We start from the raw sequence: 16,384 nt of genomic DNA on the forward strand, positions 1-16,384 counted from the left end.
CTCGTCGGAAAAGCGGGATGCCGGGGTACCGCAGCGACGTCGCTGCGGTACCCCGGCGTCAGGACCTGCCGGTCAGGAGGCCGGCCAGGCCTTCTCGACGTCGTCGAGGACCTGCTGGGTCGACTTGCCGGTGATCCAGTTGGTCAGCTCGGTCCACTCGGCGCCGGCGCCGATCTCACCGGGCATCAGGTCGGAGCCGTCGAAGCGGAACACCGCGCCGGGGTCCTGGAAGAGCTTCGCCGCGAGCTGGTCGATCGGCGACTCCAGGTTCTTCACGTCGAGCCCGGTGTTGGCGCTCACCCAGCCGGGGCCGGAGACCTTGGCCTTGACGTTCGCCCAGTCGGCGGACGACAGGTAGGTCTGGAAGGCCTGCGTGGCCGGGTTGTCGTTGAACGCGGTGGTGAACTCGCCGCCGCCGAGCACCGGGGGCGCCTCGGCACCCTTCATCGCCGGCAGCGGGAACGCGAAGACGTCGCCGTCCTCGGCCACCTTGGTGCCCTTGGGCCAGTTGGCCTGGTAGAAGGACGCCTGGCGGTGCATCCAGCAGCTGCCGTCGAGGATCGGCAGCCCCGCGTCACCGAACGCGGTGGTGGCGATGGACGACACGTCACCCAGGCCGGCGTTGACGTACTTCGGGTTCTTCAGGATCTCGCCGACCTTGTCCAGCGCCGTGGCGATCCGGGGGTCGTTGAACGGGATCTCGTGCTTGACCCACTGGTCGTAGACGTCGGGCCCGGCGGTGCGGAGGACGACGTCCTCCAGCCAGTCGGTCGCCGGCCAGCCGGTGGCGTCACCGGAGCCGATGCCCGCGCACCACGGCTTGGCGCCGCTGGCCGCGATCTTGTCCGACAGCGAGATCATGTCGTCCCAGGTCTTCGGCACCTCGTACCCGGCCTTCTTGAAGGCCGACGGCGAGTACCAGACGAACGACTTGGCGTTCGCGCCGAGCGGAGCGGCGTAGAAGGTGCCGTCGACGGTGCCGTAGGCCTTCCAGCTCTCGTCCCAGTACTTGTCGACGTTCTCGGCCACCTGCTTGGGGGCCGGGCTGACGGCGCCGGTGGCGACCAGGTTGGCCAGCAGACCCGGCTGCGGGACGAAGGCGATGTCGGGGGCGTTGCCGCTCTTCACGCGGACGACGATCTGTGCCTCGAACTCCTTGGAGCCCTCGTACTTGACCGTGACGCCCGTGCACTTCTCGAACGGCTTGTAGGAGTCGATCTGCGGCTGGTCCTCGGGGTCGACGATCGAGGTGTAGACGCTGACCGTCTTGCCCTTCAGGTCGCCGAACTCCTTGTAGGGCGCACAGTCGATCTTCAGGTCGGAGGCGGACGTGCCGCCGCTGGACCCTCCGCCGGTCTCGTTCGCGCCACAGCCGGCGACCAGCAGCGCGACGCTCAGGCCTCCGGCCAGGGCCGCCGCGCGGCGGCCTCTCGCAGCGATGGTCATGTGCATCCTCCAGACTCCCGCGGCCTCGTCGCCGCACGGCGGGGCGGGGTGCGCAGGTCCGCATCCCCAGCCCGTGATCACGTCCGCCGGACCATAACGTCGCGCTGAGCCACGGGACGGCATCAGATCCGTAACCGTTATGAAACGAGTCCCCCGAGGCCCGTTGGTTCGCCGGTCCAGGTGACCAGCAGGTCACGGACGGGTCACGGTGTGGTCTGCGGAGGGCCGTCGTCCCGGTCGGGCGCTGGTTCCGCCGAGTACTGCCGTGTCAGAGTGGGCGCGCCCTGCAACGGCGCAGAAGGGGATCCCATTGGCCGCCATCACCTATGACCGGGCCACGCTCGTCTACCCGGGCGCGACCCGCCCGTCGGTCGACTCGCTCGACCTCGAGATCGCCGACGGCGAATTCCTCGTCCTCGTCGGCCCGTCCGGGTGCGGCAAGTCGACGTCCCTGCGGATGCTCGCCGGCCTGGAGGACGTCACCGAGGGCTCGATCCGGATCGGCGACCGGGACGTCACCAACATGCCGCCCAAGGACCGCGACATCGCCATGGTCTTCCAGAACTACGCGCTGTACCCGCACATGACCGTCGCGGAGAACATGGGGTTCGCACTCAAGATCGCCGGAGTCTCGAAGGAGGACCGCGCGGTCCGGGTGCGCGAGGCGGCCCGGCTGCTGGACCTCGAGGACTACCTCGAGCGCAAGCCGAAGGCGCTCTCCGGCGGCCAGCGGCAGCGGGTCGCGATGGGCCGGGCGATCGTGCGCCAGCCGTCGGTGTTCCTGATGGACGAGCCGCTGTCGAACCTGGACGCGAAGCTGCGCGTGCAGACCCGCACGGAGATCGCCGCGCTGCAGCGCCGGCTCGGGACGACGACGGTCTACGTGACGCACGACCAGGTCGAGGCCATGACGATGGGCGATCGGGTGGCGGTGCTCAAGGAGGGCGTCCTCCAGCAGGTCGACACCCCGCGCAACCTCTACGCGAAGCCGGCCAACGAGTTCGTCGCCGGGTTCATCGGCTCGCCCGCGATGAACCTCGTCTCCGTACCCCTGAGCGAGGGCGGGGCCGTGCTCGCCGGTCACGCCGTGCCGCTGCCCCGGGCGGCGCTGGGCACCCTCGCCCAGGAGGGTGCGCGGACGGCGACCCTCGGGTTCCGCCCCGAGGCCGTGGAGTTCGTGACCCCCGGGAAGGGCTTCCCGGTCGAGGTGCAGGTGGTTGAGGAGCTCGGCTCGGACGCCTACGCGTACGGCCGGCTGCACGCCGAGGGCGCGGCGGACGCCGACGCCGTCGGCGGCAAGCTGCTCATCCTGCGCGCCGACCCGCGGCGGCCACCGGAGAAGGGCGAGGTCGTGCACGTGTCGATCCGCCCGGGCGAGGCGCACGTGTTCTCGCCCCAGTCCGGAGCCCGGGTCTCGGATGTGCCGGCCTGAGCCGCGTCGCCGGCGCGCGGCCCGTGTCCGCGGCGCCTAGGGTGCTTCGGTGATCGCGGCTGCCGCACTGCTCGTGCTGCTGGGGCTGGCCCTGTTCGTCGCCGGCGTGGCCACCGGCGTGACCGCCCTGTACTGGGCGTGCGTCGTCGCCTGCGTGGTCGCGGCGGGCCTGCTCGTCGCCGTCCGCCGGACGATCGGCTCGAAGGGGCCGACGGCGGCCGGGCCGGAGACCACGGCGGCTCCTCCCGAGCCGGCCGAAGCCCCGGCCGTGGACCCGCCGTCGGCTCCCGAGCCGGCCCAGGCCACGACGGCACAGGCCCCTCCGGCGGAGGAGCAGGCCGACCCGGGCGTCGAGGAGGTCGAGGTGACCGACCTGCTGGTCGTCGTCGACCTCAAGGACGAGGTGCTGGTCGTCGACGAGCACCCGCGCTACCACCTCGCCGCGTGCCGCTGGCTCGCCGGTCGCGAGACGATCCCGCTCCCGCTCGACGAGGCGCGCACCGACGGGTTCACCCCGTGCGCGGTGTGCTCACCCGACCGCACCCTCGCCGAGCGCGCCCGCGCCCGCGCCGCGAAGCACTCCGGCGCCTGAGGAGGCTCAGGACCGGGCGCGGGCGAGCCAGAAGCGGGACCCGGCCGGGCCCTCGACGCCCGGACCGTCGCCGGCCGTCCCCGGGTGCACGGACGTCGCGAGCACCTCGCCGGCCCACTGGTCGGCATGCTCGGCCAGCGCCTGCGCCAGCACGCCGTCGCCGGTCCACCACAGCTCGATCCGGTCGCTGACCTCGAGGCCGCTGTTCTTCCGGGCCTCCTGCACCAGGCGGACGACCTCGCGGACCAGCCCGGCCCGCTCCAGCTCCGGCGTGAGCGTGAGGTCGAGGGCCACGGTGAGACCCGGCCCGCTGGCCACGGTCCAGCCCTCGCGCGGGGTCTCGGTGACGATCAGGTCGCCGTCCTCCAGGCGCACCGGTTCGCCGTCGACCTCGACGGTCGCCTCGCCCGCGCGGTAGGCGGCGGTCAGGGCTGCCGGATCCGCCGCGGCGACGGCCTTCGCCACGGCCTGCACCTGCTTGCCCATCCGCCGTCCGACCGCACGGAAGTCGATCTTCAGGCTGATGTCGACGAGTTCGGCGCCGACCGCGCCGGAGAGCTCGGCCAGGTCGAGCACGTTCAGCTCGTCGGCCACCTCCGCCACCAGGTCGCGGGGGAGGCCCGCCCAGCCCGGCGCGGCGACCAGGGCCCTGGCCAGCGGCTGGCGGGTGCGGATCTTCGCCGACGTCCGGGCCGACCGGCCGAGCTCCACGAGCCGGCGGACGAGGTCCATCTGCGCGACCAGCGCGTCGTCGCGGGCGTCCTCGTCGACCGCCGGCCACGAGGTCAGGTGCACCGACCCGGCGGGGTCGGGGAGGCCGGGGGCCACTGCCCGCGTCCAGACCTCGTCGGTGACGAACGGCGTGAACGGAGCCATCAGCCGGGTGAGCCCGTCGAGCACCTCGTGCAGCGTGCCCAGCGCGGCGGCGTCGCCGTCCCAGAAACGACGCCGCGACCGGCGCACGTACCAGTTGGACAGGTCGTCGACGAACTGGGCGAGCAGCCGTCCGGCGGTCTGGGTGTCGAAGTCCTCGAGCGCGTCGGTCACCGCGCCGGTCACCGACGCGAGCTCGGCGAGGGCCCAGCGGTCCAGGAGCGGACGGTCGGACCGCGGGGGCGCGGGGGTCGTCCGCGGGTCCCAGGCGTTGGCCTCGGCGTACAGGGTGAAGAAGCTCGCGGTGTTCCAGTAGGTCAGCAGGACCTTCCGGACGACCTCCGACAGCGTCTCGTGGCCCACCCGGCGGGCCGACCACGGCGAGCCGCCGGCGAGCATGAACCATCGGACGGCGTCGGCCCCGTGCCGGTCCATCAGCGGGATCGGCTCGAGGATGTTGCCCAGGTGCTTGCTCATCTTGCGGCCGTCCTCGGCGAGGATGTGGCCCAGGCACAGCACGTTCTCGTACGAGCTCTGCTCGAACACCAGCGTGCCGACCGCCATCAGGGTGTAGAACCAGCCGCGGGTCTGGTCGATCGCCTCGCAGATGAACTGCGCCGGGTAGGCGGCCTCGAACTCCTCGTTGTTCCGGTGCGGCGCGCCCCACTGCGCGAACGGCATGGAGCCCGAGTCGTACCAGGCGTCGATGACCTGGCGGACGCGGTGGTAGGTGCCCTCCTCACCCGGCAGCCTGAAGGTGACGTCGTCGATGAAGGGCCGGTGCGGGTCGAGGTCCGCGAGGTCCTCGCCGGTCAGCTCGGACAGCTCGGCGAGCGATCCGACGGCGACCATCCGGGTCGGGTCGGCGTCGTTGCGCCAGATCGGCAGCGGCGTGCCCCAATAGCGGTCGCGCGACAGGGCCCAGTCGACGTTGTTGGTCAGCCAGTCGCCGTAGCGGCCGTGCTTGATGTTCTCCGGGTACCAGTTCGTCTTCTCGTTCTCCGCGAGCAGCTGGTCCTTGATCTGCGACGTGCGGATGTACCAGGACGGCTGCGCGTAGTACATGAGCGGCGTGTGGCACCGCCAGCAGTGCGGGTAGCTGTGCTCGTACCGCAGCTCCCGGAACAGGACGCCGCGTTTCTTCAGGTCCTCGACCAGCGCGGCGTCGGCGGCCTTGAAGAAGTGGCCGCCGACCAGCGGGACGTCGGGCAGGAAGTGCCCGGTCGGGTCGATCGGGTTGACGACGGGCAGGCCGTAGCGCCGGCAGACGGCGAGGTCGTCGGCGCCGAACGCGGGGGACTGGTGCACCAGCCCGGTGCCGTCCTCGGTGGTCACGTAGTCGGCGAGGACGACGAAGTGCGACCCCTGCTCGGGGAGGTCGGCGTCGGCGAAGGAGACCAGCTCGAACGGACGCCGGTAGTGCACGAACTCCCAGTCGCGGCCGGTCGTGCGCGCCAGCACCTCCGCCTCGTCGCCGAGGACGGCCGCCAGCAGCGGCTCGGCGACGACGAACGTGCCGGCGTCGGTGCGGGCCACGACGTAGGTGACGTCGGGGTGCACCGCGACGGCGGTGTTGGACGGCAGGGTCCACGGCGTCGTCGTCCAGACCAGCAGGTCGGCCTTGCCGGCCCACTCGCCGTCCAGGACCGGCAGCCGGACGTAGACCGACGGGTCGGTCAGGGTCTCGTAGCCCTGGGCGACCTCGTGGTCGCTCAGTCCGGTGCCGCACCGCGGGCAGTACGGCGCGACCCGGTGGTCCTCGACCAGCAGGCCCTTGTCGAAGATCTGCTTGAGCGACCACCAGACGCTCTCGATGTAGCTGGGGTTCATCGTCCAGTACGCGGTGGACATGTCGACCCAGTAGCCCATGCGGCGGGTGAGCTCGGAGAAGTCGCCGACGTGCCGCTCGACCGACTCGCGGCACCGGGCGTTGAACTCCGCGATGCCGTACCGCTCGATGTCGGGCTTGCCGGCGAAGCCCAGCTCCTGCTCGACGGCGATCTCGACCGGCAGGCCGTGGCAGTCCCAGCCGGCGCGGCGGGGCACGTGCCATCCCTGCATCGTCTTGAACCGGGGGAAGACGTCCTTGAACGCCCGCGCCTCGATGTGGTGGGTGCCCGGCCGGCCGTTGGCCGTGGGAGGTCCTTCGTAGAAGTTCCACTGCGGCCGGCCGGCCGACGCCTCCAGTGAGCGCGCGAAGACCTTGTCCGCCTCCCAGCGCTGCAGGATCTCGTGCTCCAGTGCGGGCAGGTCGACCTGCGGGGGAAGGGCGGCGAACGGGCCGGGAGAACTCACGTCGGCCATTCTCCCCGAAGCGGCAAACGCGTTCGGCGCCGGTCGCGAATGACCGGTACGGAAGACTGGCGTCCATGGGAAGCGGCGGCCGGTGAACACGACCGTCACAGTTGCGCTGGCAGTGGGCGCCCTCGTGGTGCTCGTCGCCGCCGTCGCGCTCCGGCTGGCCGACCGGCTCGGGCTCCCCAGCCTCCTCCTCTACCTGGCGCTGGGCCTGGGGCTGGGCGAGGGCGGCCTGGGCGTCGACTTCGAGAACGCCGAGCTGACCCAGAACCTGGGGGTGGCGGCGCTGGTGGTCATCCTCGCCGAGGGTGGCCTCACCACCCGGTGGGCCAACGCCCGGCGCGCGATCGGGCCCGGGGTGGCGCTGTCGACGATCGGGGTCGTCGTGAGCGTCTCCGTCACCGCCGCCGCCGGTGTGTGGCTGCTCGGGCTGTCGTGGGGCACGTCGATACTGATCGGCGCCGTGGTGAGCTCCACCGACGCGGCCGCGGTGTTCGCCACCCTGCGCCGGCTGCCGCTCCCGCGCCGGATGACCGCCGCCCTCGAGGTCGAGAGCGGTCTCAACGATGCGCCCGTCATCCTGCTCGTGCTGGCGGTGTCCGATCACCTGCTGGGCGCGCAGACGGCGCCCTGGTGGCTGATCCTCGGCGAGGTCGTCGCCGAGCTCATCGGCGGCGCGGCGGTCGGGGTGCTCGTCGGGTTCGCGGGCGCGGCCCTGCTGCGCCGGTTCGCCCTGCCGCTGTCGGGCTTCTACCCGCTGGCCACCCTGGCGCTGTGCGTGCTCGCATTCGCGCTCGCGTCGCTCGCGCACACCTCGGGGTTCGTCGCGGTGTTCCTCTGCGGGCTGGTTCTCGGGAACGTCTCGTTCCCCCACCGCGCCGCGAGCGTCGGATTCGCCGAGGGCATGGCGTCGCTGGCCCAGATCGGCCTGTTCGTCCTGCTCGGGCTCCTCGCCAGCCCGGACCGGCTGGCCGGCGCGCTGGTGCCGGCACTGGTCATCGGCGGAGCGCTGCTGCTCGTGGCCCGGCCGCTGTCGGTGCACGCCAGCCTGATCTGGTTCCGCATGCCGTGGGCGCACCAGGCGTTCATCTCGTGGGCCGGGCTGCGCGGCGCCGTCCCGATCGTGCTGGCGACCTTCCCGCTGACCGCGGGCGTGCCGCGGGCTCCGTTCATCTTCGACACGGTGTTCGTCCTGGTGGTCGTCTTCACCATCGTGCAGGGCGAGTCGCTGCCCTGGCTGGCGAGACGGCTGCGGATCGCGACCCCCCTCACCTCGCGCGACGTCGAGGTCGAGTCCGCCCCCCTCGGCGAGCTGGACGCCGATCTCATCCAGATGACCGTGCCGGTCGGTTCCCGGCTGCACGGCGTGTACCTGCCCGAGCTCCGGCTGCCCGAGGACGCGGCCGTCGTGCTGATCGTGCGCGAGGGCAGGTCGTTCGTGCCCGACGACACCAGCCGGCTGATGCGCGGCGACCAGGTGCTCATCGTGTCCGCCCGCCGGTCGCGGGCAGAGGCCGAGCGCCGGTTGCGCGCGGTCAGCCGGGCCGGGCGGCTGGCGGCCTGGCGCGGCGAGGACGGCGCACCAACCGGGGCGGACTGAACCGGAGCACGCCGGGAACGGTCGTGGGATGGTGACCCGCAGCGTCGTCCAGCCCTCCAGGGGGAGCGCCATGCGGTTCCTGTTCCGCCCCCCGGCGGCCGACGCGACGGGGCTGCTCGCGCTGCCCTGGAGCCGGCCGCTCGAGCAGTGGGACCCGTCGCTGTTGCTGGAGGTGCCGCAGCGGGGCATCTCGCGGCACGTCGTCCGGTTCGTCGCGAACAACGGCAACGTGTTCGCGCTGAAGGAGATCAACGAGCGGTTGGCCCGCAAGGAGTACGCGCTGCTCGGAGAGTTCGAGGAGGAGGGGCTGCCCACGGTCTCGGTGCTCGGCATCTGCGTGGACCGGCCCGACGACCAGGAGGCGATCCTGGTCACGCGCTACCTCGAGTACTCGATGTCCTATCGCTGGCTGTTCTCCAGTTCCCGGCGCGACCACTCCGCCGGCCAGCTGCTGGACACCCTGGTCGAGCTCCTCGTCCGGCTGCACCTGGCCGGCGTGTTCTGGGGTGACTGCTCGCTGTCCAACACCCTGTTCCGGCCCGACGCCGGAGCGCTGACCGCCTACCTCGTCGACGCCGAGACCGTGGAGCGGCACCCGACGCTCTCGCCCGGACAGCGGGCCTACGACGTCGACCTGGCCCGCGAGCGCGTGGGTGCGGAGCTGTTGGACCTGCGGTTCGGCGGACTGCTGCCCGAGGAGATCGACCCCTTCGAGACCGCCGACAGCCTCCCGCCGCGCTACGAGGCGCTGTGGGAGGAGGTGACCCACGAGCAGGTGTTCGGGGTCGAGGAGCAGCAGTTCCGGATGGCCGAGCGGCTGCAGCGGCTCAACGATCTCGGCTTCGACGTCGGCGAGGTCGAGCTGATCACCTCCGAGCAGGGAGCCCGCCTCAAGGTGCACACCCGCGTCGCCGAGCCCGGCCAGCACCGCCGCGAGCTGTTCCGGCTGACCGGGCTGGAGGTGCAGGAGCGCCAGGCCCGCCGGCTGCTCAACGACATCCGTGCCTTCCGCGCGTGGCTGGAGCAGAAGAGCGGGGCCCCGGTGTCGGAGAGCTTCGCCGCGCACCGCTGGCTGGCCGAGGTCTACCAGCCGGTCGTCGACGCGATCCCACCGGAGCTCGCGGGCCGGCTCGCCCCGGCGGAGGTCTTCCACGAGGTCCTCGAGCACCGCTGGTTCCTGTCCGAGCAGGCCAAGCGGGACGTCGGCACGGCGGAGGCGGCGGAGTCCTACTTCGCCGACGTCCTGCCGAACATGCCCAAGGAGGTGACGACGCCGTCGGTGATCGTCGGGCACGCAGACGGCGACTGATTGGTTGCGAATTCCTCGCCCGTGCCGCTTGCAATTGACAGCCAGTGTGACCTGCACCACTCTCCGGGCAGACCGGTGCCGTTATTGCCGGGACGCCAACGGAGGCGATGACCGATGCGGAATCCTGCCGGCCGAGACGCCGTTCGATCGTTGCGGACGGGGGACCCACCGGCTCGGCCGAGGCGACGGCGCCGGAGCATCGCGGGGGCCGCGGTGGCCCTCGTGGCGACGGGCACCCTGGCCGCCTGCGGAGGCGGTGGGTCCGGCGGGACGCCGACGCTGACCTGGTACATCAACCCCGACAGTGGGGGCCAGGCGAAGATCGCGGCCTCGTGCAGCGCCGCGTCGAACGGCGCCTACAAGATCGAGACGTCGGTGCTGCCCCGGAACGCCGACGCCCAGCGCGAGCAGCTGGTGCGACGGCTCGCGGCGTCGGACGACTCGATCGACCTGATGAGCCTTGACGTCGTGTTCGCACCGGAGCTCGCCCAGGCCGGCTTCCTCGCTCCGGTGCCCAGCGACGTCGCTTCCAAGGTCAGCGAGGGCGTCGTCCCCGGGGCGCTGAAGTCCGCGACCTGGAACGGCAAGCTGGTCGCGATCCCGTTCTGGGCCAACACGCAGCTGCTCTGGTACCGCAAGTCCGTCGCCGAGGCGGCCGGGCTGGACATGACCAAGCCGGTCACCTGGGACCAGATCGTCAAGGCCGCGCAGGACCAGCACAAACTCGTCAGCGCCCAGGGCCGTCGCGCGGAGTCGCTGACGGTCTGGTTCAACGCCCTCATCGAGTCCGCCGGCGGCCACGTCATCGCCAAGAACTCCACCGACCCCAGCAAGATCAAGCTCGGCTTCGACACGCCGGCCGGCAAGCGGGCCGCCGAGGTCCTGCACGAGGTGGCCACCTCCGGCGTCGTCGGTCCGGCCTTCTCGACCTCCAGCGAGGACACCAGCGCCTCGCAGTTCGAGAGTTCCGACGCCGGCTTCATGGTCAACTGGCCCTACGTGTGGGCGCAGGCCCAGACCAAGGTCCAGGCGGGCACGCTCCAGAAGTCGGTGCCCGACGACTACGGCTGGGCCCTCTACCCGCGGGTCGACGCCAACACGCCGTCGGCACCCCCGCTGGGTGGGATCAACCTGGGCGTCTCGAAGTTCAGCCACTACGCGAAGCAGGCGTACCAGGCCACGGTGTGCATCACCAGCGACGAGAACCAGGCCGAGTACATGGTCACCAACGGCAACCCGGCCTCGTCGGCAGCGGTCTACGACGACCCGAAGGTGCAGAAGGACTACCCGATGGCCGACACCATCCGGGAGTCCCTGCAGGCGGCGGCGCCGCGTCCGCTCACCCCCTACTACAGCGAGGTGACCGGGGGACTCCAGCGCGAGTACCACCCGCCGGCGGGTGTCTCGGCGGCGACGGGCAAGCAGGCCGATGACCTGATCAGCGCAGTACTCCGAGGGGACCAGCTGCTGTGACCACGACGACGCTCCCGCCCGGCAAGAAGACCGAACCCGTCTCCGCGCCGCCCGGAGGGATCAGCGACAGGTCCCGAGCCGAGCGTCGGCTCGGCTGGATGCTGGCCGGACCGGCCTTCGGGGTCATGCTGCTGGTCACCGCCTACCCGATCCTGCAGGCGGTCTGGTACTCGCTGTTCAACTACCGGCTCACCGACCCCGGCAACCGGTCGTTCGTCGGGCTGGGCAACTACGGCGTCATCCTCACCGACGCGCTGTGGTGGCAGGCGGTGGCCGTCACCGTCTTCATCACGGTCGTGACCGTCGTGGTCGAGCTGATCCTGGGATTCGCCCTCGCGCTGGTGATGTCGAAGGCGTTGGCGGCCCTCCGCCCGGTGCTGAGGGCCGCGATCCTCATCCCGTACGCGGTCATCACCGTCGTCTCGGCGTTCTCGTGGCAGTTCGCATTCAGCATCACCACCGGCTTCGTGAACAAGTGGTTCGCGTGGCTGCCCGGCATCGGCGCGGACACCGACTGGTTCGGCGACAAGTGGACGTCGCTGCTGGTCATCTGCCTCGCCGAGATCTGGAAGACGACGCCGTTCATCTCGCTCTTGCTGCTCGCCGGCCTCGCTCAGGTGCCCGACGTCCTGCAGGAAGCGGCGATGGTCGACGGTGCGACCTGGTGGCAGCGCATGTGGAAGGTGACCATCCCGAACATGAAGGCCGCGATCATGGTGGCCCTGCTGTTCCGCAGCCTGGACGCGTTCCGGATCTTCGACAGCATCTTCGTGATGACGGCGGGGGCCAACGGCACCGAGTCGGTCTCGTTCCTCGCCTATCGGCAGACGATCTCGAGGGTGGAGATCGGACTCGGGTCGGCGGTCTCGGTGCTCCTCTTCCTCGCCGTGATGCTGATCGCCTTCGGCTTCATCAAGGGCTTCAAGATCGATCTGGCGCAGGCGAGAGGGGAACGCTGATGTCCACGCGGGAGAAGACCTGGTGGTGGATCGCCGGCGTCGTGATCCTCCTGTACTGCCTGTTCCCGATCGCCTGGATCATCTCGCTGTCCTTCAAGGGCGCGGCCGACATCGCCAACGGCCAGTTCCTCCCGACCAGCGTGACGGGGGAGAACTACTCGACGATCCTCACCGGCTCGGCGAGCGACCTCTTCCTGCCGGCGCTGCGGAACTCCTTCGGCATCTGCCTCATCGCGACGTTCATCTCCTGCATCCTGGCGATGTTCGCCGCGTACGCGATCGCCCGGCTCGACTTCCCCGGCAAGAAGCTGATCCTGTCCACCGCGCTGGTCGTGGCCATCTTCCCGGTGATCTCGATCGTCACGCCGCTGTTCAACCTGTGGCGGCAGATCGGCCTCTACGACACCTGGCTCGGCCTGATCATCCCGTACCTGTCGCTGACGCTGCCGATCTCGATCTGGACCATGTCGGCGTTCTTCCGCGAGATCCCGTGGGAGATGGAGCAGGCCGCCCAGGTGGACGGCGCGACGACCTGGCAGGCGTTCCGCAAGGTGATCGTCCCGCTCGCCGCGCCGGGCGTCTTCACCACCGCGATCATCGCGTTCTTCATCGCCTGGAACGACTTCGCCTACGGCATCTCGCTGACGTCGACCAGCGCGGCGCGGCCCGTTCCGGCGGCCCTGGGCCTGTTCTCCGGGGCCTCGCAGTTCGTCGACCCGACCGGCTCCATCGCCGCGGCCGCGGTGATCGTGACGATCCCCGTCGTCGCCCTCGTCCTGATCTTCCAGCGGCGCATCGTCGCCGGCCTCACCAACGGCGCAGTGAAGGGCTGACTCATGGCTTCCATCGAGATGAGGAACATCGTCAAGCAGTACGGCGACGGCTATCCGGCAGTGAACGACGTCAGCCTGGACATCGCCGACGGCGAGCTGATGATCCTGGTCGGCCCCTCGGGCTGCGGGAAGTCGACGCTGCTGCGGATGATCGTCGGGCTGGAGGACATCACCAGCGGCGACATGATCATCGGGGGCAAGCGGGTCAACGACCTCGCCCCGCGGGACCGCAACCTGTCGATGGTCTTCCAGAACTACGCGCTCTATCCGCACATGACGGTGTTCGAGAACATCGCCTTCCCGCTGCGGCTGTCCAAGACGCCGGACGACGAGGTGACCCGCCGCGTCAACGAGGCATCCGACGTCCTGGAGCTCAAGGAGCACCTGCAGCGCAAGCCGGCGAACCTGTCCGGCGGCCAGCGGCAGCGGGTGGCGATGGGGCGCGCCATCGTGCGGCAGGCCGAGGCGTTCCTCTTCGACGAGCCGCTGTCCAACCTCGACGCCAAGCTGCGCGGGCAGATGCGGACGGAGATCTCCCGGCTGCAGCGGCGGCTGGCCATCACGACCGTCTACGTCACCCACGACCAGACCGAGGCCATGACCCTCGGCGACCGGGTCTGCGTGCTGCGCAAGGGCAAGATCCAGCAGGTGGCCTCGCCGCGGGAGCTGTACGAGCAGCCGGTCAACCTGTTCGTCGCCGGGTTCATCGGCTCGCCGCCGATGAACTTCCTGCCGGCCACGCTGCGGGGCAACCGGCTCGAGATGCCGTTCGGCCAGATCGAGCTCGACGAGAAGCGCGCCAAGGCCGTCGCCGGGCACGACCTCCTGCTGGTCGGCATCCGGCCGGAGTACTTCGACGACGCCTCCATGGTCGAGGAGCACAAGAAGCCGCTGGGTTCGACGTTCAAGGCGCAGGTCGACGTCACCGAGTGGCTCGGCGACTCGCAGTACGCCTACATCCCGTACGAAGCGCCCGAGGCGATCACCGCTCAGCTGCGCGAACTGTCGAGGGAACTGGACTCCGAGGAGCTGCGCACCCAGGCGGTCGTCTCGATCGACTCGACCAGCCGGATCCGCGAGGGCCGGGAGGCCGAGTTCTGGCTCGACGCCCGCAAGATCCACGTCTTCGACCCGGCCACCGGCGACAACCTGACCCGCGACGCAGAGGCGGGTGCCGAGCTGACCCGCCTGGCCAGCCAGGACCGGATCGAGCAGATGGAGGAGACGCGGAGCCGGGGAGCCTCCGTGGGAGCGGCCTGAACGGGGCCGCCACCGGCACCGACGAGTGGTGGCGCAGCGCCGTCGTCTACGAGGTGTACCTGCGCAGCTTCGCCGACTCCGACGGCGACGGTGTCGGTGACATCGGCGGCCTGCGGGGAAAGCTGCCGTACCTGGTCGACCTGGGCGTGGACGCCCTCTGGATCGCGCCGTGGTACCGGTCGCCGATGGCCGACGGCGGGTACGACGTCAGCGACTACTGCGACATCGACCCGCAGTTCGGCACGCTCGCCGACGCCGACGCCCTGCTGGCCGACGCGCACGCCCTGGGCCTGCGGCTGATCGTCGACCTGGTGGCCAACCACACCTCCTGCGAGCACCCGTGGTTCCGTGCCGCCCTCGCCGCCGGGCCGGGCTCGCCGGAGCGGCGCCGGTACTTCTTCCGCGAGGGTCGGGACGGCGGGAAGGAGCCTCCCAACGACTGGATCAGCGCGTTCGGCGGCCGGGCGTGGACGCGGGTACGCGAGCCCGACGGCTCGCCCGGCCAGTGGTACCTGCACCTGTTCGCCCCCGAACAGCCCGACCTCGACTGGGGGGAGCCGGCCGTCGCCGAGGATTTCGACGCGATCCTGCGGTTCTGGTTCGACCGGGGCGTCGACGGCATCCGGGTCGACGCCGCGCCGGCGATGGCCAAGGTGTCGGGACTGCCGGACGCCGGACACGGGACGGGAGCGCGGTTCGAGTCGCGGACGTGGGTGGACAACCCGCACTGGGACGTCGACGGCGTCCACGACATCCTCCGGCGCTGGCGTGCGCTCGGGGACTCCTACGAGGGCGGCCGGCTGTTCGTCACCGAGGCCGTCGTCCGCGATCCGGAGCGGCTCAGCCGGTACGTCCGGCCCGACGAGATGCACACCAGCTTCAACTTCGACTACCTGACGGCCCCGTGGGACGCCGCCCGCCTGCGCCAGGTGATCGACGAGAGCATCGCCGCGCTCGCGCCGGTCGGGGCGCCGCCGACCTGGGTGCTGTCCAGTCATGACGAGACCCGCCACGTCACGCGGTTCGGACGCGCCTGGACCGGATCCGGCCTCGGCACCGCCGGCGTCCCGACCGGACCCGCCGACCCCGGCCTCGGGCTGCGTCGCGGGCGCGCCGCCGCGCTGCTCACCCTGGCGCTGCCCGGCTCGGCCTATCTGTACCAGGGCGAGGAGCTCGGCCTGCCGGAGGTGGAGGACCTGCCCGACGCCGTGCTCCAGGACCCGACCTGGGAACGCTCCGGGCACACCGACCGGGGACGCGACGGCTGCCGGGTGCCCCTGCCGTGGGACGGCGACCGGCCGCCGTTCGGGTTCACCGCGGACGGCGTCGCGCCGTGGCTCCCGCAGCCCGCGCAGTGGTCGCGGCTGACGGTGGCCGCGCAACTGGCCGATCCCGGCTCCACGCTGTCGCTCTACCGATCGGCCCTCCGGCTGCGGCGCTCGCTGCCGGAACTGCGTCGCGCGCCGTTGGACTGGCGGCCGTCGGGGGACGGCGTCCTCGCGTTCGATCGCGGGCCCGTGTTCGCCTGCGTGGTCAACCTCTCGGGCGCCCCCCTGCCGCTCGACGGGCGGGTGCTGCTGGCCAGCGGGCCGTGCACCGACGTCCTCCCGCCCGACACCGCCGCCTGGCTGTCGGCCCCCGGTCCCGGCTGATCGGGGGAGCTATCGTCGACGGCACCGGCGGATCGTTCCCGGCCGGCCGAACCGAGGAGCACGTCCTGTCCGAGCAGCCCGAACCGGTGCCGAGCGCCACCACCCCTGTGGCGGGGCGCCGGCCGCGGACCCGTCTCCTGCTCCTCGTCGCCGCGGCGGTGCTGGTCGTGGACGTCGCCACCAAGCTCGTCGTGGTCGCCACGATCGACCCCGGCGAGGACATCCGCGTGCTCGGCGGGCTGGTCTACCTCACCCAGTGGCGCAACGTCGGCGCCGCCTTTTCCTTCGCCGAGGGCGCCACCCTGCTGTTCAGCCTGGTCGCCATCGTGGTCGCCGTCGTCATCGTGCGGACGGCGCGGCGGCTGTACTCGACCGGCTGGGCCGTGGTGCTGGGGCTGGTCCTGGGCGGGGCCGTCGGGAACCTGATCGACCGGATCTTCCGCGACCCCGGGTTCCTGCGCGGGGGAGTGGTCGACTTCATCTCGGTCTTCGCGCCCGACGGCCGGGCATTCCCGGTGTTCAACGTGGCTGACTCCGCCATCGTCTGCGGCGGGATCCTCGGTGCGCTGCTGGCCCTGCGCGGCATCGAGTTCGACGGCACGCGGGCGAAGGACCGGGCACCGGCCGACGCGGCCTGAACCGCCCGCGTGCGCAGGC

Annotated in this window: 12 protein-coding genes; 10 read left to right on the plus strand and 2 right to left on the minus strand. The window is 71.3% G+C overall.

What is annotated here, in order from left to right; translation table 11 throughout:
• Positions 1-72 precede the first annotated feature (72 nt).
• Positions 73-1,446 carry an ABC transporter substrate-binding protein gene (locus tag AC2H4J_RS16790; RefSeq protein ID WP_487466023.1) on the minus strand — a complete coding sequence of 458 codons (1,374 nt, stop codon included), beginning with the start codon at positions 1,444-1,446 and terminating at the stop codon, positions 73-75.
• A 310-nt stretch (positions 1,447-1,756) separates the two neighbouring features.
• Here AC2H4J_RS16790 and AC2H4J_RS16795 point away from each other — a divergent pair, with 310 nt between their 5' ends.
• Together AC2H4J_RS16795 and AC2H4J_RS16800 are read left to right on the plus strand one after the other, a co-directional pair.
• Positions 1,757-2,878, plus strand: coding sequence for an ABC transporter ATP-binding protein (locus AC2H4J_RS16795; protein ID WP_487466024.1), 1,122 nt, complete (start codon positions 1,757-1,759; stop codon positions 2,876-2,878).
• A 49-nt stretch (positions 2,879-2,927) separates the two neighbouring features.
• Positions 2,928-3,470, plus strand: coding sequence for a hypothetical protein (locus AC2H4J_RS16800; protein ID WP_487466025.1), 543 nt, complete (start codon positions 2,928-2,930; stop codon positions 3,468-3,470).
• 6 nt (positions 3,471-3,476) lie between these two features.
• On the opposite strand, the gene ileS is transcribed toward AC2H4J_RS16800, so the two are convergent.
• A complete protein-coding gene (gene ileS / locus AC2H4J_RS16805; protein ID WP_487466026.1) occupies positions 3,477-6,638 on the minus strand; it encodes an isoleucine--tRNA ligase in 3,162 nt (1,053 codons plus the stop codon).
• A gap of 91 nt (positions 6,639-6,729) precedes the next feature.
• Between ileS and AC2H4J_RS16810 the strand changes: the two genes are divergently transcribed.
• The 8 genes from AC2H4J_RS16810 (at position 6,730) to lspA (ending at position 16,365) form a co-directional block, all read left to right on the plus strand.
• The gene (locus tag AC2H4J_RS16810) at positions 6,730-8,241 is read left to right on the plus strand and encodes a potassium/proton antiporter (RefSeq protein ID WP_487466027.1); all 1,512 of its coding nucleotides are present in this window, start codon (positions 6,730-6,732) and stop codon (positions 8,239-8,241) included.
• Between the two features lie 28 nt (positions 8,242-8,269).
• Positions 8,270-9,550, plus strand: coding sequence for a DUF4032 domain-containing protein (locus tag AC2H4J_RS16815; RefSeq protein ID WP_487466028.1), 1,281 nt, complete (start codon positions 8,270-8,272; stop codon positions 9,548-9,550).
• 222 nt (positions 9,551-9,772) lie between these two features.
• Positions 9,773-11,023, plus strand: a complete 1,251-nt coding sequence (locus AC2H4J_RS16820) for an extracellular solute-binding protein (protein ID WP_487466029.1) — start codon at positions 9,773-9,775, stop codon at positions 11,021-11,023.
• The gene (locus AC2H4J_RS16825; protein ID WP_487466030.1) at positions 11,020-11,982 is read left to right on the plus strand and encodes a carbohydrate ABC transporter permease; all 963 of its coding nucleotides are present in this window, start codon (positions 11,020-11,022) and stop codon (positions 11,980-11,982) included. Before AC2H4J_RS16820 ends, AC2H4J_RS16825 begins: the two co-directional genes overlap by 4 nt.
• Positions 11,982-12,815 (plus strand): carbohydrate ABC transporter permease, encoded by an 834-nt coding sequence (locus AC2H4J_RS16830; protein ID WP_487466031.1) that lies wholly within the window; start codon positions 11,982-11,984, stop codon positions 12,813-12,815. The genes AC2H4J_RS16825 and AC2H4J_RS16830 overlap by 1 nt, the downstream gene beginning before the upstream one ends.
• Positions 12,816-12,818: 3 nt before the next feature.
• Positions 12,819-14,075: an ABC transporter ATP-binding protein gene (locus AC2H4J_RS16835; protein ID WP_487466032.1), complete on the plus strand. Its 1,257-nt coding sequence runs from the start codon at positions 12,819-12,821 to the stop codon at positions 14,073-14,075.
• Positions 14,076-14,128: 53 nt separating this feature from the next.
• Positions 14,129-15,727 carry a glycoside hydrolase family 13 protein gene (locus tag AC2H4J_RS16840; RefSeq protein ID WP_487466033.1) on the plus strand — a complete coding sequence of 533 codons (1,599 nt, stop codon included), beginning with the start codon at positions 14,129-14,131 and terminating at the stop codon, positions 15,725-15,727.
• A gap of 86 nt (positions 15,728-15,813) precedes the next feature.
• Positions 15,814-16,365 carry a signal peptidase II gene (lspA, locus tag AC2H4J_RS16845; RefSeq protein WP_487466034.1) on the plus strand — a complete coding sequence of 184 codons (552 nt, stop codon included), beginning with the start codon at positions 15,814-15,816 and terminating at the stop codon, positions 16,363-16,365.
• Positions 16,366-16,384: the final 19 nt, after the last annotated feature.

This window comes from Blastococcus sp. OS1-29, from assembly GCF_057628075.1.